The organism is Dyella lutea, from assembly GCF_024158035.1.
GTDB classification, from domain to species: domain Bacteria; phylum Pseudomonadota; class Gammaproteobacteria; order Xanthomonadales; family Rhodanobacteraceae; genus Dyella_A; species Dyella_A lutea.
In genome coordinates, this window is record NZ_JAMZEK010000001.1 from 1,036,525 (window position 1) to 1,060,344 (window position 23,820).

At 69.5% G+C, this 23,820-nt stretch carries 13 protein-coding genes; all 13 read left to right on the forward strand.

Annotation, left to right across the window (positions count from 1 at the left end):
* The first annotated feature begins 184 nt into the window (after positions 1-184).
* The 13 genes from NC595_RS04625 to NC595_RS04685 all read left to right on the forward strand — a co-directional run bounded on the left by NC595_RS04625 (position 185) and on the right by NC595_RS04685 (position 23,819).
* Entirely contained in the window at positions 185-1,171 is a 987-nt protein-coding gene (locus tag NC595_RS04625; RefSeq protein ID WP_253565090.1) for a cupin-like domain-containing protein, read from the forward strand.
* Between the two features lie 23 nt (positions 1,172-1,194).
* Positions 1,195-2,139, forward strand: a complete 945-nt coding sequence (locus tag NC595_RS04630) for a cupin-like domain-containing protein (protein WP_253565091.1) — start codon at positions 1,195-1,197, stop codon at positions 2,137-2,139.
* Positions 2,140-2,445: 306 nt separating this feature from the next.
* On the forward strand, positions 2,446-12,135 hold the full coding sequence (locus NC595_RS04635; RefSeq protein ID WP_253565092.1) for a non-ribosomal peptide synthetase/type I polyketide synthase: 9,690 nt from the start codon (positions 2,446-2,448) through the stop codon (positions 12,133-12,135).
* The gene (locus tag NC595_RS04640) at positions 12,132-13,259 is read left to right on the forward strand and encodes a glycosyltransferase family 2 protein (protein ID WP_253565094.1); all 1,128 of its coding nucleotides are present in this window, start codon (positions 12,132-12,134) and stop codon (positions 13,257-13,259) included. The genes NC595_RS04635 and NC595_RS04640 overlap by 4 nt, the downstream gene beginning before the upstream one ends.
* The gene (locus NC595_RS04645; protein ID WP_253565095.1) at positions 13,253-14,350 is read left to right on the forward strand and encodes a polysaccharide deacetylase family protein; all 1,098 of its coding nucleotides are present in this window, start codon (positions 13,253-13,255) and stop codon (positions 14,348-14,350) included. Before NC595_RS04640 ends, NC595_RS04645 begins: the two co-directional genes overlap by 7 nt.
* Entirely contained in the window at positions 14,350-15,615 is a 1,266-nt protein-coding gene (locus NC595_RS04650) for an O-antigen ligase family protein (RefSeq protein WP_253565096.1), read from the forward strand. The genes NC595_RS04645 and NC595_RS04650 overlap by 1 nt, the downstream gene beginning before the upstream one ends.
* Positions 15,612-17,174 carry an oligosaccharide flippase family protein gene (locus NC595_RS04655; RefSeq protein WP_253565097.1) on the forward strand — a complete coding sequence of 521 codons (1,563 nt, stop codon included), beginning with the start codon at positions 15,612-15,614 and terminating at the stop codon, positions 17,172-17,174. The genes NC595_RS04650 and NC595_RS04655 overlap by 4 nt, the downstream gene beginning before the upstream one ends.
* The gene (locus NC595_RS04660) at positions 17,171-18,559 is read left to right on the forward strand and encodes a phenylacetate--CoA ligase family protein (protein WP_253565098.1); all 1,389 of its coding nucleotides are present in this window, start codon (positions 17,171-17,173) and stop codon (positions 18,557-18,559) included. The genes NC595_RS04655 and NC595_RS04660 overlap by 4 nt, the downstream gene beginning before the upstream one ends.
* Positions 18,556-19,674 (forward strand): glycosyltransferase, encoded by a 1,119-nt coding sequence (locus tag NC595_RS04665; protein WP_253565100.1) that lies wholly within the window; start codon positions 18,556-18,558, stop codon positions 19,672-19,674. Before NC595_RS04660 ends, NC595_RS04665 begins: the two co-directional genes overlap by 4 nt.
* Complete coding sequence (locus NC595_RS04670) at positions 19,671-20,855, forward strand: glycosyltransferase family 4 protein (protein WP_253565102.1); 1,185 nt, start codon at positions 19,671-19,673, stop codon at positions 20,853-20,855. Before NC595_RS04665 ends, NC595_RS04670 begins: the two co-directional genes overlap by 4 nt.
* Positions 20,852-21,499 (forward strand): polysaccharide deacetylase family protein, encoded by a 648-nt coding sequence (locus NC595_RS04675; protein WP_253565103.1) that lies wholly within the window; start codon positions 20,852-20,854, stop codon positions 21,497-21,499. Before NC595_RS04670 ends, NC595_RS04675 begins: the two co-directional genes overlap by 4 nt.
* On the forward strand, positions 21,490-22,662 hold the full coding sequence (locus NC595_RS04680; protein WP_253565104.1) for a glycosyltransferase family 4 protein: 1,173 nt from the start codon (positions 21,490-21,492) through the stop codon (positions 22,660-22,662). The genes NC595_RS04675 and NC595_RS04680 overlap by 10 nt, the downstream gene beginning before the upstream one ends.
* Positions 22,659-23,819, forward strand: a complete 1,161-nt coding sequence (locus tag NC595_RS04685) for a hypothetical protein (RefSeq protein WP_253565106.1) — start codon at positions 22,659-22,661, stop codon at positions 23,817-23,819. Before NC595_RS04680 ends, NC595_RS04685 begins: the two co-directional genes overlap by 4 nt.
* The last annotated feature ends 1 nt before the right edge of the window (position 23,820 follow it).

The following is a 23,820-nucleotide window of genomic DNA, read 5'->3' on the forward strand; positions in this document are numbered from 1 at the left end:
GGCGGATGGTATCCGCGGCGGCTTCCGGCGGTGCCTGGGGCCATCGCGGCGACGGGTGATCGCTGGAGCGATTCGCTGCCAGTTTTCTCCAAATAATGAGATGCTTGTCACAGAATCGGGATAAGTTCTGCGGAGTCAGCGCCACAGCCTGTACAGCGGCCGGCGCTCGGGGGGGGAGAGGGGTATGGCGAACCTGAATGTCGTCGTCGCGTCGCAGGCGGACGCGCTCTCATCGGCGGAATCGAGTGATCTTCCGCCGGTGGATCGCGTCGAAGGGTTGGGGGTGGATGATTTCGTGGCGCGCTATCGGCTGCCGCGAAGGCCGGTCGTCCTCACCGATGCGCTGAAGCAGTGGCCGGCCAACGGCCGCTACACGCCGGAATTCTTCGCGCGCGCTCACGCGGATCTGGAGATCCGCTGCGCCGGGAAGACCTACCGGCTCGCCGAGGCGCTGTCGTTGCAGGATCAGGCGACCGAAGGCCACCCCGGTCCGTATCCATGCACGATCAAGGATGCCCGTTCGTTCGTTCGGGACATCATGCCGCGCCTGCCCTGGGCCTTGCCCAATCGCCACACCCACCCGCTGGTGCCGGAGCTGATCTTCAACTCGATCAGCCACATCGACATCTTCTTCGGTGGGGCCGGCAACCAGTTCCCGTTCCCGCACTACGACTACCTGCGCATGCATGGCTGGGTCGCCCAGCTTTACGGAAACAAGGAGATGACCCTGTACGAGCCGGGGCAGGAACACCTGATGTATGTCGACCCCCAGCGCCCCTGGCGTTCGGTCATGGAGTACGCCGACCAGCCGGACTATGAGCGTTACCCCTTGTTCCGGCAGGTGCGTAGCCGCAAGGTGCTGGTGCGGGCGGGTGAGGCGCTGTTCATTCCCTGCGGCACCTGGCACACCGCGCGCTGCCTCGATCCGGGTATCAGCGTGCTGTTCGACCAGCTCGAGGCGAGCAACTGGCGCGAATTCACCGGGGAAGTAGTGGCGATGCGCCGTCGCGCGGGCCAGCCGCTGAAGGCCGCGGCGATCGGCGCCTACCTGCGGGTACTCGGGCCGTTGCTTGGCATTGCCGAGCGCTTCGGTGCCAATCGACGACCCGACTGGGGCGTGCCGACGCACGCCGGCGAGGGAACGATGCTGCATACGGCAGGAGCAGGCTGATGTCGGCGACAGGAGAAGCGACCATGGCAAGCCAGATGACCGCTGAGCCCGGGGCGCTGAGTACGGACGGTGCTTGCGCCTCCTTCGTGGAGGTGGATCGCTGCAGTGGATTGAGCCGCGCCGAATTCGTGGCGCGTTACCAGCGGCCGCGTCGACCGGTGATCCTCACCGACGCGGCGCGCGCATGGCCGCTCTACGGCAAGGCCGATCCGGAATACTTCCGCCAGCACTTCGGTCAGAAGGTCGTGCGCGTGCGCGGCCGGGAATACCCGCTCGGCGAGCTGCTCGAGCTGCTGCAGGCGTCCACGCCGGAGAAGCCGGGACCGTACCCGTGCAAGTTCGCCATGGCGGTGGATTTCCCGGAGCTGCTCGAGCAGGTCGAGCCGCGCTTCGGCTACAGCCTGCCGGACCGCCAGGGCAGCGCGCTGCTGCCGCAGCGTCTGTTCCATGGGGTCAACAACCTGGAGATCTTCTTCGGCGGGCGGGGTGGCGAGTTTCCCTACCTGCACTACGACGTGATGCGGTTGCACGCCTGGATCACCCAGCTCCACGGGGACAAGGAGTTCACGGTCTACGCGCCGGGGCAGGAGCACCTGCTCTACGTGAATCCGGAGATCCCCTGGCAGTCGAGCGTGGAGAACCACCATCACCCCGATTACGAGCGCTATCCGCTGATGCGCCAGGCGGTCTCGCAGAAGATCCTGGTGCGTGCTGGCGAAACGCTGTTCCTGCCCTGCGGCTGGTGGCACACCGCGCGCAGCCTGACCCCGACCATCTCGGTCGCGTTCGACCAGCTCGGTCCGGACAACTGGTCCGACTTCATCGGCGACGTGGTGGCCGACCGGCGTCGCCTCGGCGCGGCGGCCAAGGGCTTGGCGCTGGGCCTGTATCTGCGGGGTGCGGGTGTGCTCATGAGCGTGGCCGAGCGCTTTGGCGCACATCGCCAGGCGCACTGGGGCGGTCGATGATGTCTGGTGGTGCGTCTTGGGTAACGGTGGATCCGGTCAGTTGTGCGCATGTCGGCAGCCACGAAGAGGGGTTCCGACCGAATATGTGGCGTGGCGCCCGTGGGATTGCCCAGCCGGAAGGCCTGGCGCCGGGCATCCGTCGCTGATGGGGGCGGTCATGTTCAGGCGAGCCCCGAAGGGGGCGGGTGAGACGCGGTTCCGTTTGTACGCCGATCGCTGCGACAGGCTGGGCCGGCTCGTGACCGCAGGTGGCGCGGGCGTCACCGGATGCGGTACATCGTTTCGAAGAACGAGCAGGGGAGCCCCGTGAACGGGTCGGGTGCCAATCCATTCGATGTGGCCAGCGCCATTGCGCGGCAGTTGCGCGCGCGCAAAAGCACCCCGGTGCTGCGGGCGCAGGGCGTGGCAACCGATGGCGAAGCCCTCGAGCGGGCCATCCGGTTGCGCGCGGCGCGCTTGCAGCAGCAGGGCGTGGTGGCCGGCGACGTGGTGGCCTGCGAGGCCGGCCATCGGGTCGACACCGTGGCATGGATGCTCGCCTGTCTGCGGCTCGGCGCGGTGTGGATGCCGCTGGACGCCGGCTACCCGCCTGTGCGCTTGGAGGCGATGCTGGCCGATGCCCGGCCCCGTGTACTGATCGATCCATTGCAACGACTGCCGGCCCTGGATCTGCCGCCCGGGTTGCCGCAGATCGTCGATGACGACCATCCTGACGCGGACGCGGCCTTCGACTCGGCGGCCATGTCCGGGCTGGACTACGTGCTGTTCACCTCCGGCTCCAGCGGCCAGCCCAAGGGCGTGGCGATGCGCGGCGCGGTGATCGGGCACCTGATCGGCTGGCATGTTGCGCATCCGGCGCTGGGTCGCGCGGCGCGTACCCTGCAGTTCGCGCCGCTGACCTTCGATGTCTCGGTGCAGGAAATCCTCTCCACCCTCGCCACCGGTGGAGAGCTGGTGCTGCCGAGCGAGGACGAGCGCCGCGATCCCTACGCCCTGCTGTCGCGGCTGGTGGCCGATCGTGTCGAGCGGCTGTTCCTGCCCTACGTCGCGCTGCAGGCGCTGGCCGAGGCGGTGGCGGCCGGTGGCGAGCTGCCGGTGCATCTGCGCGATGTGGTCACCGCCGGCGAACAGCTGCGCGTGACGCCGGCGATCCGCGCGCTGTTCCGCCAGTTGTCGGGTGCGACGCTGCACAACCATTACGGCCCCACCGAGGCGCACGTGGTCACCGCGCTCACGCTGGACGGCGATCCGGCCGGCTGGCCGGAGCTACCGTCGATCGGCACGGCCCTGCCGCACGTGGCGCTGCGCGTGGCGGATGTGCAAGGCAAGCCCGTGCCCGATGGCGACGATGGCGAACTGCTGCTCGGCGGCGACTGCCTGGCGTCCGGCTATATCGGCCGGCCCGAGCTCACCGCCGAGCGCTTCGTCGAACGAACCGACGGACGCTGGTACCGCACCGGCGACCGTGCGCGCATCGAGCGCGACGGCAGCGTCACCTGGCTGGGCCGGCTGGACGACCAGGTGAAGATCGACGGCTACCGCATCGAGCCGGCCGGCATTGAGGCGGTGCTGGCACGCCATCCCGCGGTGGCCGAGGTGGTGGTGGTGCCGACCGGCGAAATGGGGCGGCAGCGGCTGGTGGCGCATGTGGTGCCGCGCGATGCCATGGCGGATGAGTCGGCCCTGATCACCTCGTTGCGTCAGTACGCGGAAACCGAACTCGCCGCCTACCAGTTGCCGCAGGCCTGGGCGCTGCAGGCCGCGCTGCCGTTGACCGGCAGCGGCAAGATCGATCGCCGCGCCCTGGCCGCCGAAGGCACGCGGGCGCCACTGGCGTGGACGGACGATGCGCCGCTGGTCGAGCAACTCGCCGCCTTGTGGCAACAGCTGCTGGGTGTGGCTACGGTGCCGCACGACGCCAACGTGTTCGATCTCGGCGCGCGTTCGCTGACCGTGGTGCGCGCGCTCACTGAACTGCGCCGACGCGGTCATCGCACGCTGCGTGCAGTCGACCTCTACGAACACCCCACGGTGCAGGCGCTGGCCGCGCGGATCACGCAGGGGCACGCGGTGTCGCCTGCGCGAGCATCCACGGGCCGCCGCGCCCGGCCATCGGAAGGCGAGGCGGGCGTCGCCATCGTCGGCATGGCCGGCCGCTTCCCTGCCGCAGACTCCATCGACGCCTTGTGGGAACTGCTGCTCGCCGGTCGCGAGGCGCTGAGCCGCTTCACGCCGGAACAGGTCTCGCCGCTGGTGCCGGCTTCGCTGCGCGAACACCCGCGCTATGTGCCGGTGCGCGGCGTGATGGCCGATGCCGACCGCTTCGATGCGGCCTTCTTCGGTGTGCCGGCGCGCGAGGCGTTGCTGATGGACCCGCAGCAGCGGGTGTTCCTCGAGCTGTGCTGGAACGCGCTGGAAGATGCCGGCATCGATCCGGCACGCGCGGACGGTTCCGTCGGCGTCTACGCCGGTAGTTCGAACAACAGCTACCGCCGGCTGGTCGATGCGCGCGCCGACCTGGTACAGGCCGTCGGCGAATTCGCTGCCATGCTGGCCAACGAGAAGGACTACCTCGCCACCCGCGTGGCGCATCGGCTCGATCTCACCGGGCCCGCACTGAACATCCAGACCGCGTGCTCCACCTCGCTGGTCGCGGTGGTGCAGGCCTGGCACGCCCTGATGAGCGGGCAGTGCGATGTTGCGCTGGCCGGCGGCGTGCACGTGCCGGCGCCGCAGGAGGCAGGCTACCTGCCGGTCGAGGGCGGCATGGAATCGGACGACGGCCATTGCCGCCCGTTCGATGCCGCTGCCAACGGCACGGTGTTCTCCGCCGGGGCCGGCGTGGTGGTGCTCAAGCGCGTGGCCGACGCGCTGGCCGCCGGCGATCGCATCGTCGCGGTGATCCGTGGCGTGGGCATCAACAACGACGGCGCCGACAAGGCCAGCTTCACCGCGCCCAGCGTGCGCGGGCAGGCCGATGCCCTCGCGCAGGCGCTGGCCTGCGCTGGCGTGACGCCCGATACGGTGGGCTACATCGAGGCGCACGGTACGGCCACGCCGCTGGGTGATCCGATCGAAGTCGCAGCGCTCAATCGTGCCTACGCCGTCGACGGCACGATGCCGGACAGCTGCTGGCTGGGTTCGCTGAAAGGCAACCTCGGCCACCTCAACGCCGCCAGCGGCGTCGCTGGCCTGATCAAGGCGGCGCTGGCTTTGCAGCACGGCGAACTGCCACCGACCCTGCATTACCGCACGCCCAATCCCGAGGTGCCGTTCGCCGAGGGACCGTTCCGGGTGGTGGCCGAACGCATGCCATGGCGCGCCGGCGAGACACCGCGGCGCGCCGGCGTCAGCTCCTTCGGCGTGGGCGGGACCAACGCACACGTGATCCTGGAGGAGGCGCCCGCCGTCGCCGCGCGGGACGACGCCCAACCGTTCGTGCTGTTGCCGCTGTCGGCACGCGACGAGGCGGCCCTGGCGCGTCGTGGCGAGGCGCTGGCCGATGCGCTCGTCGGGGCCGATGCGGTGACGCTGGCCGACGCCGGTTGGACGCTGGCGCTGGGACGACAGCCGATGGCGGTACGCGGCTTCGCCGTGGCCGACTGCGGCGAGACTGCCGCCACCCGGCTTCGCCAGCTTTCGCCGCATCGTGTGGCGAAGCGGCCGCGGGTGGTGTTCCTGTTCTCCGGCCAGGGTTCGCAGCATGCCGGCATGGCGCGCGAACTGGTGGCCAGCGAGCCGGTGTTCGCCGAGGCTTTCGCACGCTGTTGCGCGCTGGCGTCGGTACCGCTCGGGCTGGATCTGGCCGCGCTGATCCTGGACGGTGGCGACAACGCCGATGCGCAGCTGGCGCAGACGCGCTGCGCGCAGCCGGCGCTGTTCGCCGTGTCCTACGCACTGGCCGAGCTGTGGGAACACTGGGGTGTGGTCGCCGACGCGATGATCGGCCACAGCATCGGCGAGTACGTCGCAGCCTGTCGCGCCGGCGTGTTCGCACTGGAGGATGCGGTGGCCCTGGTGGTCGCGCGGGGCGCGGCGATGCAGGCGCAGCCGCCGGGCGCGATGCTGGCGGTGCGCTGCGGCCTGGCCGCGTTGCCGGTGCCGCTGCCCGAGGCGGTGTCGCTGGCCGCGGTGAACGGTCCGTCGCTGGTCGTCGTCGCCGGACCACAGGCCGAGGTGACCGCGTATGCCGAGGCGCTGGCCGCGCACGAGGTGGCGAGCACCGCGCTGAAGGTCAGCCACGCGTTCCACAGCGCGATGATGGACGGCGCGTTGCCGCCATTCCGCGCGGCGCTGGAGACGGTGCCGCGGCATGCGCCGACGCGGCCGTTCCACAGCAGCGTCAGCGGCGCGCCGATCACCGCGGACGAGGCCGTCTCGGCCGACTACTGGTGCCGCCAGCTGCGCCAGCCGGTGCGCTTCGCCGACGCGGTGGCGCAGGTGCTGGGCGAGGGCGAGGCGGTGCTGCTCGAAGTCGGCCCGGCGCAGGCACTGACCAGTCTGGTGCGCAGCATGCTCGACGGCCGTGGCCGCGCGGTGCCCTCGCTGGGGCCGGCCTCGCGTCCCGGCGATGCCCGCGAGCAACTGCTGCGTGCACTCGGCGAGTGCTGGTGCGCCGGTATCGAACCGGACTGGCCGGCGGTGTACGCCGGACAGTTCCGCCGCAAGACACGCCTGCCCGGCTACCCGTTCGCCGGCGAGCGCTACTGGATCACGCCGGACGCGGCCACGACGTCAGCGCCATCCGCGGCCGCGTCCGGGCAGGGAGCATCGATCATGCCCACACCGACACCCACGCCCGTTGCCTTGGCACGGCGCCCGCGCCTCGCCGCCGAGCTGCGTTCACTGTTCGAGCAGCTCACTGGCGAGACGCTGGACGCCAGCCAAGACGGCGTGGCATTCCTCGACCTCGGCCTCGATTCCCTGGCGCTGACCCAGGCCACGCTGGAGATCGAGCGCCGCTTCGGCCTGAAGCTGAAATTCCGCCGGCTGATGGAGGACCTCGACACCGTCGACGCGTTGGCCAACCTGCTCGACGTCGAGTTGCCGCCGGAAGCCGCGGCCGCGCCCGCGCTCGCGCCGGCACCGGTGGCCGCAGCGTTGCCGACGACCGCCGCGCTCCCGGCGGGCGACGCTACGCCGCTGGCCCAGCTGATCCAGAGCCAGGTTGCCCTGCTCAACCAGCAGGCCGAGCTGCTGCGCCTGTTGGCGGGGCAGGGCAGTGCGGCGGTCGTCCCTGCTCCAGCTGCCGCGACACCAGTAGCACCCGCGGTTGCGCCCGCAGCCGACGAGGACGCCGCGCCGGCCAACCTGGTGGCACGCCCGTTCGGTGCTTCCGCGCGGATCGTCACAGACCGCCGCGCCGAACTGTCCGAAGCACAGCGCACGTGGCTGGCGCGCTTCGTCGCGGACTACACCGCGCGCACCCGCGGCTCGCGCGACTTCAACCAGCAGCACCGCGCGCTGATGGCCGACCCGCGCGTGGTCACCGGCTTCAATCCGCTGTGGAAGGAGCTGACCTACCCGATCGTGGCCGAGCGCTCCGAGGGCGCGCGGCTGTGGGACGTGGACGGCAACGAATACATCGACCTGCTGAACGGTTTCGGCGTGAACTTCCTCGGCTATCAGCCGAAGTTCGTCGTCGATGCGCTGCACACCCAGCTCGACACCGGCCTGGAGATCGGTCCGCAGCATCCGCTCACCGCCGAGGTCTCGCAGCTGATCAGCGAGATGACCGGCATGCCGCGGGTGGCCTTCTGCAACACCGGCTCCGAAGCGGTGATGGGGGCCATGCGCATGGCCCGCACGGTGACCGGCCGGCAGACCATCGTGGTGTTCCGCGATTCGTACCACGGCATCTTCGACGAGGTGATCGTGCGCGGCACCCGCACGCTGCGTTCGATCGCCGCCGCACCTGGCATCCTGGCCAGCGCGGTGGAGAACGTGCTGGTGCTCGACTACGGCAGCGACGAGGCGCTGCGCGTCATCGGCGAGCGCGCGCACGAGCTGGCCGCGGTGCTGATCGAACCGGTGCAGAGCAAGCATCCGACACTGCAACCGCAGGCCTTCGTGCAGGCGCTGCGCGGCATCTGCGACCGCGCCGGCTGCGCGCTGATCTTCGACGAGGTGATCACCGGCTTCCGCATGGCGCCGGGTGGCGCGCAGGAGGCCTACGGCGTGCGCGCCGACATTGCCACCTACGGCAAGATCATCGGCGGCGGCCTGCCGTTCGCCGCGATCGCCGGCACCGCGCGCTGGATGGATGCGCTGGACGGCGGCTTCTGGCGCTTCGGCGACGACAGCTATCCGGAGGCCGGCGTCACCTACTTCGCCGGCACCTTCGTGCGCCATCCGCTGGCATTGGCCGCGGCGCGTGCTGCGTTGCACTGGATCAAGGCGCAGGGGCCGCAGCTGCAGGCGGGCCTGAACGCGCGCACGCGCGCCATGATCGACCGCCTCAACGCGGTGTTCGCCGCGCGTCGCGCACCGGTGACTGCGGTCGGCTACAGCTCGCTGTGGAAGCTGCTGGTCGACGACGGCCAGCCCTGCGCCAGCCTGTTCTACTACCGCCTGCGCCACGCCGGGCTGCATCTGTTCGAGCAGTTCAACTGCTTCCTCTCGGTGGCGCACGGCGAGGCCGAGGTGGAGCGCATCGTGGCGGCGGTCACCGAATCGGTCGACGACCTGCTGGCCGGCAGCGTGCTGCTGCCGCGTGGCGAGGTGGGCGCGTCGATGCCGGCTCCGGTCGCTGCCCCGGCGACGGTCGCTACTGCTACCGCGGATGCGCTGCCGGCCAAGGTGCCGCTGTCCGATGCGCAGATGGGTCGCTGGCTGGGCATGCACTACAACGATGCCATCGCGCCGGCCTTCAACGAGTCGACCCGGCTTGCCTTCGACGGGACGCTCGACGTCGCGGCGCTCGAACGCGCCTTCGATGCACTGGTGGCACGCCACGATATCTTCGCCATGCGCTTCGCCGAGGACGGCAGCGGGCAGGTTTTTGCGCCGCCGTCGCCGGTGCGGTTGGCATTGCTGGACCTCTCGAAGGCGACCGATCCGCAGGCTGCATTCGACGCGCTGGCGCGCGATGAAGCCGCGCGCCCGTTCGACGCGCTGGAATTCCCGCTGCTGCGCGCCTGGCTGGTCAAGCTCGCCACCGACCGCCATGTGCTGCTGATGGTCGCCCATCACATCGTCATGGACGGCTGGTCGCTGAGCCTGTTCCTGCGCGAGCTGGCGTTGTCCTACAACGCCTTCCGCCAGGGGCGGTCTCCGGCGCTGCCGCCGGCCGATGCCTGGCGTCGCTTCGTGCTCGACGAACACGCCCGCCGCGACGGCGCGGAAGGTCAGGCCTCGCTGGCCTGGTGGATGACGCAGTACCGCACGCTGCCCGATCCGCTGGCGCTGCCGCTGGATCGGCCGCGCCAGCGCGACCCGCGCTTCCGCGGTGCCACCTTCGGCGGCAGCCTGGATGCCGAGACCGTACGCCTGGTTCGCGAATCCGCACGCACGCAGAGGGTAACCCTGTTCGCGTTCCTGCTCAGCGGCTATTACGCGTTGCTGCAACGCCTCTCCGGCCAGGACGACCTGATCTGCGGCATCCCCTTTGCCGGGCAGGCGGCCAGCCGCTTCGGCCAGACCCTGGGCGATGCCGACAACACCCTGCCGCTGCGCATGACGGTGGATCCGGGCGAGTCGTTCGGCGCGCTGGTCAAGCGCGTGCAGGCCGGGCTGCTGGATGCGGGCGAGCATCAGGATGTCTCGATCGCGCGCATCGCGCAGGAGCTGAAGCTGCCGCGCGACACCGGCCGTTTGCCGCTGACCGAGGTGCTGTTCAACTTCAACCCGGCTACGGCGGACACGCCCTGGGACGGCGTGGCGGTGACGCACAGCGATTTGCCCAAGAGCCACATGAACTGGGACATGGAGTTCCATTTCAACGAGCACGCCGGGCGGCTGGACTTCCTGTTCCACTACAACCCCGACCTGTTCGACGCGGCGACCATCGAACGCTGGAGCGGCTATCTCGGCGCGATCCTGCGCCAGGGCGCGGCGCGCCCGGAGCAGGCACCCGGCGACCACGTGCTGATGGACGAGGCCGAACGCCGCCAGGTGCTGGAGGGCTGGAACGACACGGCCGCGCCGCTGGACCGCCAGCAGTCGCTGGTCGACCTCATCGGCACGATCATGCGCGAGCACCCGTTCCGCACCGCGGTCAGCGGCAGCGGCCTGTCGGTGGACTACGCCGGCCTCGACGCGGCCTCGCGGTCGCTGGCGCTGGCGCTGGGGCGCCGCGGTGTCGGCCGCGGCGACTACGTCGGCGTGTGCGTGCCACGTACGGTGGACATGCTGGTGGCGGTGCTGGGCGTGCTGCGCAGCGGTGCCGCCTACGTGCCGCTGGATCCGGAATTTCCGCCCGAGCGCCTGCAGTACATGGCGGACAAGGCGGGCGTCCGCTGCATCCTGTGCGGTCCGGAAGATGCCGTGCCGGCGGTGCTTGCGCAGGCGGCGCAACGGCTCCCGGTGGCGCAGTTGATGCGCGAGCCGGACGATGGCCGCGAACTGCCGGTGGTCCATGGCGACGACCAGGCCTACGTGTTGTTCACTTCCGGCTCGACCGGGCAGCCGAAAGGCGTGCGCATCCTGCATCGCAACCTGGTGAACTTCCTGTGCTCGATGCAGCGCGATCCGGGGTTCTCGGCCAACGACGTGCTGTGCGCGGTGACCACGCTGTCGTTCGACATCGCTGGACTGGAGATGTATCTGCCGCTGATCTGCGGTGGCCAGGTGGTGGTGGCCACCGAAGCGGACCACCGCGATCCGAAGGCACTGTGCGAGCTGATCGAGCGCAGCGGCTGCACGGTGCTGCAGACCACGCCGTCGCTGCTCAAGCTGGTGGAGGAGATCGGTTACGACGCGGTCTTCCGCGACCTGCGCCTGCTGGTCGGCGGCGAAGCGCTGCCGCTCGCGCTGGCCCGCTCGCTGGCCGCGCGCTGCCGCGGCCTGTGGAACCTGTATGGCCCCACGGAGACCACGATCTGGTCGACGGTGGCGCCGATCGGCGCGGGCGTGGAGGTGGTACCGCTGGGCCGGCCGATCGCCAACACGCGGATTTACGTGCTCGACCGCCGCGGCCAGCCGGTGCCGCCGGGGGTGATCGGCGAGATCGTGATCGCCGGCGACGGTGTGGCGGACGGCTATCTCGGCGAGCCGGCGCTGACCGCGCAGCGCTTCGTGCCCGAACCCTTCCGTGCCAGCGGCGGGCGCATGTATCGCACCGGCGACCTCGGTGCCTGGCGCAACGGCATGCTGTATTTCCATGGCCGCGTCGACCACCAGATCAAGATCCGCGGTTTCCGCATCGAGCCCGGCGACATCGAGGCGGTCGCCGGCAGCGACCAGGCGGTGCGCGAATGCGTGGTACTGGCCCACCGCTTCGGCGACAACGACCTGCGACTGGTGCTCTACGCAGCGGTCGACGGCGACCCGGCGGAAGTGGCGCCGCGCCTGCGTGGCAGCCTGCGCGCCAGGTTGCCTGCCTACATGCAACCGCAGCACATCGAGATCCTCGACCAGCTGCCGAAGACCGCCAACGGCAAGATCGACCGCAAAGCCCTGCCGGCTCCGGCAGCGACCCACGAGGCGCCGCCGCGCGAGGTGACACCGGCCGGTTTCGACGATCCACGCCAGGCCTACATCGCCGCGCTGTGGTGCGAGATGATCGGCGTGCCGTCGGTGCGGGTCAGCGACAACTTCTTCGACGTCGGCGGCCATTCACTGCTGGCGGTCACCTTCACCAGCCGGGTGCAGCGGGAGACCGGCGTGCGCATCAACCTGCTCGATGTAGCCACCAGCACCCTGGCGGCGCTGGCCACCGCGTTGCCGGAGCAGGCGGCAGTGGCCCAGGCTCCGGCAACGCCGCCGGATGGCTCGCTGCTTGCCCGGATGTCGCGCCTGTTCGGTCGCGGCAAGGACGGTGGGAAGCGCGCTCCATGATCTATCTGCACGGGCTGTTCTGGCTGAGCGCCATAGCCCTCGGACATACCTTCGTCGGCTACCCGCTCTGGGTGGTGTTGCGGGCCCGGTGGCGTCCCCGTCCGGTTCGCCGCGGCCAGGGGACACCGACGGTCTCGGCGATCGTCGCCGTGCACAATGCCGGGGCCCAGGTGGAGGCGCGGCTGGCCAATCTGGCCGCACTGGATTATCCGCAGGGCCTGATCGACATCGTCGTGGTCTGCGACGGCTGCGAGGACGACTCGGCCGCGCGCTGCCGTCGTTTCGGCGACGAGCGGGTGCGCGTGCTGGAGTTCATCCGCCGGCGCGGCAAGGCGGCCTGTCTCAACGACGCGATCGCCGCGGCCCGGGGCGAGGTGTTGCTGATGCTCGATGTGCGCCAGCGCCTGGAGCCGCAGGCCCTGCGCGAGCTGGTCGCCAACCTGGCCGATCCGGAAGTGGGCGTGGTGGGCGGCGAGCTGTGCTTCGAGGATCCCGAGACGGGCTTCGCCCGCAGCGTGGATGCGTACTGGCGCTACGAGACGCTGATTCGTCGCAGCGAGAGCCAGTCCGGCTCGATGATCGGCGTCAGCGGAGCGTTGTATGCGATGCGCCGCGAAGTGTTCCAGCCGCTGCCGGAGGGGACGGTGCTAGACGACGTGCTGGTGCCGATGCGCGCGGCCCGTGCCGGCTGGCGCGTGGTCTTCGAGCCGGGTGCGCGTGCCTGGGATCGGCCGTCGACCGAACCGGTGCAGGAGCAGCGGCGCAAGATCCGCACCCTGGCGGGCAATTTCCAGCTGGTGCAGCTGTCTCCCTGGCTGCTGCGGCCCGGGCGCAACCCGCTCTGGTTCCGGTTCGTCAGCCACAAGTTGCTGCGCCTGGCCGCGCCATGGCTGGTGCTGGTGCTGGGGCTGACCGCCGCCGCGCTGGCCACGCGCCATGTGTGGTGCGCACTGACCCTGGCCGCACTGCTCGCCGGAGTGGCGATGGTGCTGGCGTCGCGCCTGCTGCCGGCACTGGGGCGTCTGCTGCCGGTGCGCCTGAGCGTGGCGTTTTTCTACATGAACGCGTATGCGGCGATGGCCCTGCTGACGTTCGCCCGCAACCGGCGCCTGCACCTATGGTGAGCTATCGCAAGGTGATTCCCTGGCGCGGCGACCTGCGGGTGCGGCTGGGCACGTGGTGCCATCGGACCGGTCTGCTCGGGCCGCTGCGGCAGATGCGCGCCTGGCATACCCGGGACCTGCGCATCCTGGCCTACCACCGCGTGCTCACGGTGCCGGATCCGGACCGCTTCGAGTTCGACCTCGAGGTGGTCAGCGCGTCGGCCGAGTGCTTCCGCGAGCAGATGCAGCTGCTCCGGCGCAACTTTCATCCGCTGTCGCTGGGCGAGGTGGTCCGGCGCATCGAGGCCGGCCAGCCGATGCCGCGCAATGCGGTCGCGGTGACGTTTGACGACGGCTACGACGACAACTACCGCATCGCTTTCCCGATCCTGCGCGAACTCGGCGTACCGGCTACCTTCTTCGTTTCCACCGGTCACGTCGACGACGGCCTGCCGTTCGCCTACGACTGGCTGGCGCATATGGTGCTGCATGCGCCCGAGTCGCGCTTGCAACTGCCCGAAGTAAAGCTCGATGTGCGGGTGCCGACCCCCCTCGAGCTTCGGCGCAAGCTGGTCGAGAACCTGCTCGACCGACTGAAGAGCCTCGACGATGCCGCTCAGGCGGCGTTGATCGCGGGGCTGGAGAAGGCCTGGAACATGCCGCGCGACCGCGCGGTTGCGGACTGCCGTCCGATGGGCTGGGCCCAACTTCGCGAGATGCACCAGGCCGGCTTCGAGATCGGATCGCACGGAGTCACCCACCGCATGCTGGCCAAGCTGCCGCAGGACGAGCTGGAGTGGGAGTTGTGCGAGTCCAAGCGGGTACTGGAGCGAGAGCTGGGCTCTGCCCCGAATCTGTTGTCGTATCCCGTGGGCGGCGATCGCGCGTTCGACGCACGGGTGATCCAGGCCGCCCGCGCCGCAGGTTACCGGCTCGCCTGCAGCTACATCAGCGGTACCAATCCGGAGCCCGCGACCAACCGCTATGCACTCTACCGGCTTCCGGTGGAGCGGCAGATGGGGCCGGGCTGGTTCGCCGCCATGCTTTCCCTCCCTGGCCTTATGGCCTATCCCACGGCCCGTCGCACCGGCGTTACTGCCGGGGAGTCCTGATGTTTCCGTTGATCATCCTCTACCTCTCGCTCACCATCGTGCGCCCGCAGGACTACATCCCCGCGCTGGCCGGCGTCCCGTTGTTGCCCATCGTGCTGGCGATGGCGCTGCTGGCCTGGATGGCCTCGCGCTACAAGACCTTCAGTGCACCCCATTTCGTGCTGCTGCCGGTGTTCCTGCTGGCGCTGATGATGTCCGAGGTCGCCAACGGCTGGATCGGCGGCGCCATCGAGCAGTTCACCGGCTTTGCACCGGTGGTCGTGTCGTTCGTGATCCTCGCGGCGGGCGTTAGCGCCAATCAGAAGCGGGTGTCGGTCACGTTCGCGGTATTTGCGCTCTGCTCGTGCGTACTGGCGCTACATGGCGTGGAACAGAAGCATCTGGGCATGGGCTGGACCGGCATGGGTCTGTCCGAGGACGGACGCATCCAGTACGTGGGTATCTTCAACGATCCGAACGATCTCGGCCTGCTGTTCGTCACTGCGGTGCCGATGGCCGTGTACATGGTCGGCCGGTCGCGGTTCCTGATGCGGCTGGTCTGGCTGACCGGTACCGGCCTGCTGCTCTATGGCGTGTATCTCACCAACTCGCGCGGCGCGATGCTGGCGTTGCTGGTCGAGGGAGGCATCTACATCTGGATGCAGCGCGGCGTGGTGGTGGCTGGCCTGCTCGGCGGCGCCGGGCTCGCCGCGATGCGCATGCTGTCCTCGCGCATGGACGAACTGGATGCAGGCGAGGACTCCGCGGCGGGCCGTGTGGATGCCTGGTACGAAGGCCTGCACATGTTCACCTCGCACCCGCTGTTCGGCGTGGGGGCGGGCAACTTCACCGACTACAACTACCTCACCGCACACAACTCCTTCATCCTGGTGCTGGCCGAAACCGGATTCTTCGGTTACGTCACCTGGCTGGCCTTCGTCGGCTACAGCTTCCTGATGCTTCGTCAGGTGCTGCGGCACCAGCCCTCGGAGGAGGTGCTGCACGAATACGAGATCGACTGGCCGGCCGAAAAGACCATCGCACGCACGCTGCTGCTGTCGCTGTGCGGCCTGTTCACCGCGGCGTTCTTCCTGAGCCGCAGCTACACCGTGATCCTCTATCTCACCCTGGCCATCGTGGTCGGTGCCTATGTGGGCATCCGCCGCCGCGTCCCGGATCTGCCGCCGATGCGGCTCGGACGATCGTGGTGGACCTGGGTTCCCGCGGCGATCGGCAGCATCGCGTTCTTCTTCGTCCTCGTCGCCGTCCTGTTGCATTCCGAATGAACGACCGCCGTACTACCCTGCGCAACACCGCATTCTCGTCGATCGGCATCTACGCCGAGTATTTCCTCGGCATGGTCGCGTCGATCGTGATCGCCCGGCACCTGGGGCCGGGTCACTACGGCGTTTACAGCATGTTCATCTGGTTCGCCGCGATCGGTATCGTGGTGACCAACTCGGGGATCACCACCGGGGTGATCAAGTTCATCGCCGAGTTTCGCGGCAACGGCAACGAGGCGATGATCCGGCCGCTGCTCACCTACATGCGGAGGGTGCAGGCCTGGCACATGGTGCTGGTGGTCGGCCTGGCCGGAGCGGGCCTCGCGCTGGCGGGGCATCGCTGGGCGAATACGCCGAACCTGGTCGAGTTCCTGCTGCTCGCTGCCGCAGTGGCGATGCGCGCGCCGTACATGTTCAACATCGCCGTGACGAGAGGCTTCGAGGCCTTCGACGCCACGGCGCGGGTGTCCATGGTTGCCGCGCCGCTGAACCTGGCTCTGGTGGTCGGCGCGGTGCTGCTGAAGGCGCCGATGTTCTGGTTCCTGGTGGTGTACACCACCTCCAGTGCGATCTTCCTCGGCATCTCCTGGTGGCAGGCGCGGCGGCTGGTGGCCAGGGTACCGCCGGCCGTGCCGATGGCCAATGAGCTGAGCCAGCGCATCCGCCGCCATCTGCGCATCGTCTCGGTCACCATCGTGGTGAGCTTCCTGATCACCAGCGACGTGGAGATCGTCTTCCTCAATACCTTCGCCAGCTCGGCCGAGGCCGGCTACTTCAAGGTGGCCTACCAACTGGCGACCGGCATGATGCTGCTGGTTCCCGGGGTGTTCGCCGCGGTGCTGCTGCCGATGATGTCCAAGGCGCTCAGCCGCGGGCGCGACCAGGCGGCGCAAAAGTTCGTGGCGGTGACGACATACCTGGTGATGCTGTCCGCTCCGGTGGTGATCTTCGGCGTGTGCTTCGCCTCGCCGATCATCGACCTGCTCTACGGCAGCCGCTACGGCGCCGCCGCACCGGTGTTCGCCGTGGCGATCCTGGCCAGTGCGATCGGCACCGCCAACCAGGGGGCGACGAGCCTGCTGGTGAGTGCGGACCGGCAGCATACGATTCTCGTCATGGTGGTGGCGTTCGGCGCAATCAAACTCACCCTGGACGCCCTTTTGATCCGCCAGTTCGCACTCCAGGGCGCCATGGTGGCGATCCTGACCGAAGCGGTGTCCAGTTCCACCGCCTACGTGCTGATCGGTATACGGGTGAGCGGTGCGCGGCTGGACGGTCGGCGCCTGGCCGCAGTGGCGCTGGCTGCGGCCGGTGCCGCATTGCTCGCGCTGCCGGTGCTGCTGCTGCGGATGCCCGTCTTGCTGACCGTGCTGCTGGGAGGAGTCGTCGTGCTCGGAAGTTATGGGGTGCTCACCCTGTGGTTGCCGTGCTGGAGTCGCGGCGACATCGCGCAGCTGCAGGAATTGCACGCGCGCTTCGCGCGCAACTGGCCGCGGCCCCTGCACCGGTTGTTGCTTCGTGCCGGCGAGCGCGCCAGCGCGCGGGCGGAGCGGACGGCATGAGCGCACCGGTGCTCGCCCGGATCTACGAGGCGGCCTTCCGCCACGTACTGTTTCCGGCCTACGAGAGCGGCCTGCGACGCCGCCATACGCTGCGCTGGCTTGCCGCGTACGAGCGCGACCAGTGGTTGTCGGCCGACGAGGTACAGGCGCTGCAGTGGCAGCGGCTGAAGGCCTTGCTGGATCACTGCTACCGTGAGGTGCCGTTCTACCGCGAGCGCTTCCGGTCGGTCGGCGCGACGCCGGACGACATCCGCAACCGGGCCGACTACGCGCGGCTGCCGCGGCTCACCAAGGCCGACATCCGCGCGCATTTCGCCGAGCTGCAGGCGCCCTCGCTGGCCGGGCAGATGGTCTACAAGGCCACCGGCGGCTCCACCGGCGAGCCGCTGCGCTTCGGCTGCGACCGCGGCAGCAACGACCGGCGGACCGCGGTGATGTGGCGCGGCTACGGCTGGGCCGGCGCGCGCATGGGCCGGCGCACGCTGTACCTGTGGGGCGGCACGGTGGGGCAGCCCAGCCGTGCCAGGTTGTTGAAGGACCGCCTCTACAACGCCGCCTTCGCCCGTCGCATGCTCGACAGCTTCGGCATGAGCGAGGCGACCATGGCCGAATACGCCGCGGCGATCGACCGCTATCGGCCGGAGATCATCGTCTCCTACGTCGGGCCGCTGGTGCGGCTGGCCGAGTGGATGCTCGCCACCGGGCGTCGCGTGCATGCGCCGGTCGCGATCCTCGGCGCGGCCGAGGCGCTGCACGAGTTCCAGCGCGAGCTGCTGGAGCGCGCGTTCGGCTGCCCGGCCTTCAACACCTACGGCTGCCGAGAATTCATGCTGATCGCCGCCGAGTGCGAGCATCGGCAGGGACTGCACGTGAACGCCGACCACCTGCTGGTGGAGCTGGAGCCGATGCCCGGCGGGCAAGGTCCGGCCGAGGTGTTGGTGACCGACCTGTTCAACTACGGCATGCCGTTCCTGCGCTATGCCAATGGCGACGCAGCCACGCCGTCCGACCGCACCTGCGCCTGCGGGCGCGGCCTGCCGCTGGTGGAGCGCGTCGACGGCCGGGTGCTCGATGCGATCCGCACGCCGGCCGGCCACGTGCTGCCGGGCGAGTTTTTTCCGCACATGCTCAAGGACGTGCCTGGGGTGGAGCGCTTCCAGCTGGTGCAGCGCCGGCTGGACCGGCTGGATCTGTCGATCGTGCGCACTGATGGCTTCGACGACGCCTCGCTGGCCTACATCCGCCGCGAGGTCGGCAAGAAGCTCGGCGACAGCGTGGCGCTGGACGTGAACTTTGTCGACGACATCCCGCTCACTCCCAGCGGCAAGCTGCGGGTGACCGTGTCCGAGCTGCCACCGGATGCACGAGCGATGAGGGCGCCATGAACGTCACCCACGTGGTGGAGAACCTCAATCGCGGCGGGCTCGAGCGGATGGTGCTCGACCTGGTCGGGCTGCAGCGGCGTCAGGGCCTGAAGCCCCAGGTCGTGTGCGTATTCGAGGCCGGCTCGCTGGCCGGGGAACTCGATGCCCTCGGTGTGCCGCTGCGGGTCTGCGGCAAACGCAGGGGGCCGGACCTGCGCGCGCTGCACCGGCTGCGCCGTGCCGTGCGCGACCATCGCACCGAGGTGTTGCATACCCACAATGCTGCCGCGCATTACCAGGCGGTGCTGGCGACGTTTGGCCTGCCGGATCGCCGCCGAGTGATCAACACCCGGCACGGCATGGGGGCCGGCCCGAGCGCGTCGCGGCGCGATGCCCTGTATCGCGCCGCGATGGGGCGCACCGATGCGGTGGTGACCGTGTGCGATGCCGCCCGTCGCGACGCCGTGGCGCGCGGGCTGGTACCCGAGTCGCGCACGGTGGTGATTCCCAACGGCATCCGGGTCGAGCGCTTTGCCGCGGCCGGCGAAGCCGCCCGCATGGTCTTGAGGCAGGCCTTGGGCCTGGCGCCGACGACCCGCCTGATCGGTACGGTCGGCCGGCTGAACTGGGCCAAGGACCAGGACAGCCTGATCCGCGCCTTCGCCCGTGTGCACGCGACCCGACCCGATACGGCCCTGGTGCTGGTCGGCCAGGGCGAACTGCGTGGCGACCTGGAAGATCGCGCCCGGCTGGAGGGGGTGGCATCGGCGGTGCACTTCCTCGGCGACCGCAATGACGTGGTGCAACTGCTGCAGGGCTTCGATCTGTTCGCGCTGTCTTCGGTCAGCGAGGGCTACTCGATGGCATTGCTTGAGGCGGCGGCCAGCGCCCTGCCGATCGTTGCGACCGATGTGGGCGGCAATGCCGAGATCGTCCACCACGGGCAGACCGGCATGCTGGTGCCGGCCGGTGTGCCGGAATCGCTGGCCCTGACGCTGGGCACACTGCTGGATACGCCGGACCTGGCGAGCGCACTGGGCGACGCCGCGCGCGCCTGGGTGCTCGAGCATGGCTCGCTGGAGGCGATGGCATCCGGCTATGCCCGCCTGTATGCCGGGGAGGGCGTGACGGCATGAGCCTGCGCATCCTCGTCCTCACCAATCTGTTTCCGACCCGCTGGGATCCCCATCGCGGCGCGTTCAACCGCCAGCAGTTCGAGCGCCTGGGGCAGCGCCACGAGGTGGAGGTGATCACCGCCGTGCCGCTGCCCGAACGGTTGCGCGGGCGCAGCGCCGGGCAAGCTCCGGCAGTAGCCGGGTTGCACCTGCGTACCTTCGTGTTCGTCTACCTGCCGCGCGTCGGCCGCTCGCTGCACGCGTTCTTCTGGGCCGTATCGTTGTTGGCGCAGCAGGGATGGCATCTGCTGCGCGGACACTACGACTGCGTACTGGCCAGTTGGGCCTATCCCGATGCCGCCGCCGCCGGCTGGCTAGCGCGGCGCATGGGCTGGCCCTACGTGGTCAAGGTGCACGGAAGCGACCTCAACGTGCAGGCAGAGGACCCGGCCCGGCGACCGCAGATCCGCAAGGCGCTGGTGGGCGCGCGCGCCGTGGTGGCGGTGAGCCGGGCCCTGGCCGACAAGGCGGTGGCGCTAGGGGTCGAGCCGGCGCGGGTCCACGTGGTCTACAACGGCGTCGATCATGCGCGCTTCTCGCCCGGCTCGCGGCCGGAGGCGCGCCATCGTCTCGATCTGCCCGGCGACGTGCCGGTGCTGCTCTACGTCGGCAACCTCAAGGCAAGCAAGGGCTGCATGGACCTGCTCGAGGCCTTTGCGCCGGTCGCACAGGCGCGACCAGGCGCCCGGCTCGTGTTCGTCGGTGCCGGCGAGTGCCGTGACGCGCTGCGCGCGCGTGCCGATGAACTCGGACTTGGCGGTGCTGTCCGTCTGGTCGGGGCGACACCGCATGCCGATCTGCCGGACTGGTTCCGCGCCGCGACCCTGCTTTGCCTGCCCAGCCACAACGAGGGGGTGCCCAACGTGGTGCTGGAGGCGATGGCTTGCGGCATTCCCGTGGTGGCCACGCGCGTGGGCGGGATTCCCGAAGTGGTTCCGGGCGAGGGCGGATTGCTGGTCCCGGTGCGCGATCGCCATGCCCTTGCCGAAGCGCTGGTCCAAGCCACTGCCCTTCCATGGGACACTGGACGCATCCTGGAACACGCCAGGCAGTTCAGTTGGGAACGGAATCTGCAATCGCTGTCGGACATTCTCGAGGCTGCGGCAGCCGACTCCCCTCTCCCCACTTCGCTCCCGACATGAACATCCGGCCCAAGAAACACCAGATTCTCGGTCTGCTGCCGCGCTCGATCGTGCAGACGCACGGCGACCGCGCCGGCACCGGCCGCTTCCTCAGCTTCGACGATGGTCCGCATCCCGAGCACACCCCGCGCCTGCTCGATCTGCTCGCGGCACATGGCCTGCGGGCGAGCTTTTTCGTGGTGGGCCGCCACGCCGAACAGTATCCGTCGATCGTCGAGCGGATCGTCCGGGACGGGCACCTGTTGGGCAACCACTCCTACAGCCATACCCGTTTCGCACACATGAGCACCGCGGACCAGGTCGCGGACCTGGAACGGGCCGACCGGCTGCTTGCGGCCTTCGACGGACGCGCGCGGCACCGGATCCGCACGCCGCAGGGGCATGTGACGCTGCCCCTGTTACTGCATTTCGCGCGCAGCGGCCGCAGCCTGGCCTACTGGTGCTACGACAGCATGGACTACCACGACGACGATGCCGCGGTCGTCAGGAGGCGCCTGCAGACACAGCCTCCGAACGCCGGCGACATCGTGCTGATGCACGATGACGGGGATTCCGGCGTGCATGCCCTGGCCGAGCTGTTGCCGGCGTGGTGCCGGGACGGATGGACCTTCCACGCCCTCGAACAGGACGCCGCATGCGAGTGATCTATCACCACCGCACCCGCGGTCGCGACGTCGAAGGCGTGCACATCCGCGGCATCGTCGGCGCACTGCGCGGGCTGGGGCACCAGGTCACCATCGTCTCGTTCCCCGGCGCTGATCCGGAACAGGCGCCGTCGGCAGGCGGCGGCGCTCCGCGGCGCAAGGGGTGGTTGGCCACGCTGGTCACGCGGCTGCCCGGCGTGGTGTTCGAGCTGGCCGAGCTGGCCTACAACGCGGTCACCCTGGTGCGGATGGGGCGCGTGCTGAAGCGCGCACGGCCGGACATGGTCTACGAGCGCTACTCGCTGTTCCTGTTCGCCACGGTGTGGCTGGCCCGCCGGCGTGGCGTGCCGATCGTGCTGGAAATCAACGATTCGGCGCTGGTCGAACGCGTGCGTCCCCTCTACATGAAGGGATTGGCGCGACGGATCGAGCGCTGGTGCATGCGCCATTGCACCGGGCTGGTATTCATCTCCAGCTACTTCCGCGATCAGGCACAGGCTGCCTACGGCGACATCGCCCCCAGCGTGATTTCGCCGAATGCGGCCGACCTGGCGCATTTCGATCCGGCGCGTTTCGACCGCGAGGCACTGCGCCGCGAGCGCGGGCTGGAGGGAAGGGTGGTGTGCGGCTTCATCGGTTCGTTCGCCCGCTGGCACGGGGTGGACGGCTTCGTGCGCGCGATCGCCCCGCAACTGGTGCGGGCGCCGGAGCTGACCCTGCTGCTGGTTGGCGATGGCGTCACCCTGCCGGAGGTGCGCGATCTGGTCGACCGTGAGCGGCTCGGCCTGCAGGTGCGTCTGCCGGGCCGTGTGCCGCACCCGGACATTGCCAGCTGGGTGGCCTGCATGGACTACGCCGTGCTGCCCGACTCCAACGAATATGGCTCGCCGATGAAGCTCTTCGAGTTCATGGCGATGGGCGTGGCGGTGGTCGCGCCGGACTACGCGCCGGTGGCCGAGGTGACCGAGGATGGCTGCACCGGTTGGCTGTTCCCGCGGCGCGATACGCTGGCGTGCATTGAGCGCCTACTGGCACTGGCACCACGCGACGAGGAGCGTCGGCGCGTCGGTGCCGCGGCGCGCGACTACATCGCGCGCGAGCGGCAGTGGCGCAACAACGCCGAGCAGCTGCTGGCGCTGGCATTCGGGGGGAAGGGCGGATGACGGTCGTGGCTATCGGCGTACTGGCGGTTCTGGTCGGCGGGTTGCTCGCCTTGGCGAAGTTGCTGCGCGGGCGCAACATGCACATCTGGCTGGGCGACTACCTGCGCCGCCGCGTGCCCAAGGTCGATGGGCCGGTGCACGTGATGTTCTGTTTCGTCGATCACTACGAACCGGCCTGGGGTAAGGTCGATCTCGCCACCCAGCGCGCCCGCGTCGACCGCTGGTGCACCGACTACCGCGCGATGGCCTCCAAACACCGCGATGCCGACGGTCGCCATCCGCAGCACAGTTTCTTCTACCCGGAAGAGGAATACCTGCCCGAGCACCTGGACAAGCTGGCCGCGCTCTGCGCCGACGGCTTCGGCGAGATCGAGATCCACCTGCATCACGACAACGACACGCAGGAGAACTTCCGCCAGACCATCGCCGGCTTCTGCCGCACCCTGCGCGAGCGTCACGGCGCACTCAGTCGCGATCCGGCCACCGGTGAGCTCACCTTCGGCTTCATCCACGGCAACTGGAGCCTGGACAACTCGCGCGCCGACGGCCGCTGGTGCGGCCTCAACAACGAGCTGATCCTGCTGCGCGAACTGGGCTGCTACGCCGACTTCACCCTGCCGTCGGCGCCCAGCGACACGCAGACGCGCCTGAGCAATGCGATCTACTACGCGACCGACGATCCGCAGCGTCCCAAGTCGCACGACACCGGCGTGCCGGTGCGCGTGGGCGGCAAGCCCAGCGGCGACCTGATGATCGTGCAGGGGCCGCTGGGACTGAACTGGGCCGAGCGGCGCAAGGGCATCGTGCCGCGCATCGAGAACGCCGACGTGCGCCGTGCCTGCCCGCCGACCCGTGCCCGCGTCGACCTGTGGGTGCGTACCGGCATCCACGTCGAGGGTCGGCCGGAGTGGGTGTTCATCAAGGTGCACACGCACGGCACCCAGGAGCGCGACATGGACACCCTGCTGGGCCAGGCCATGCATGACATGCACAGCTATCTCGAGAACGCCTACAACGACGGCAAGCGGCACGTATTGCACTACGTGACCGCGCGCGAGGCCTACAACATCATCAAGGCGGCGGAGGCCGGCAAGTCAGGCGACCCGAACGACTGGCGCGACTTCATGCTGCCGCCGCCACCGCATCGCACCGCGTGAA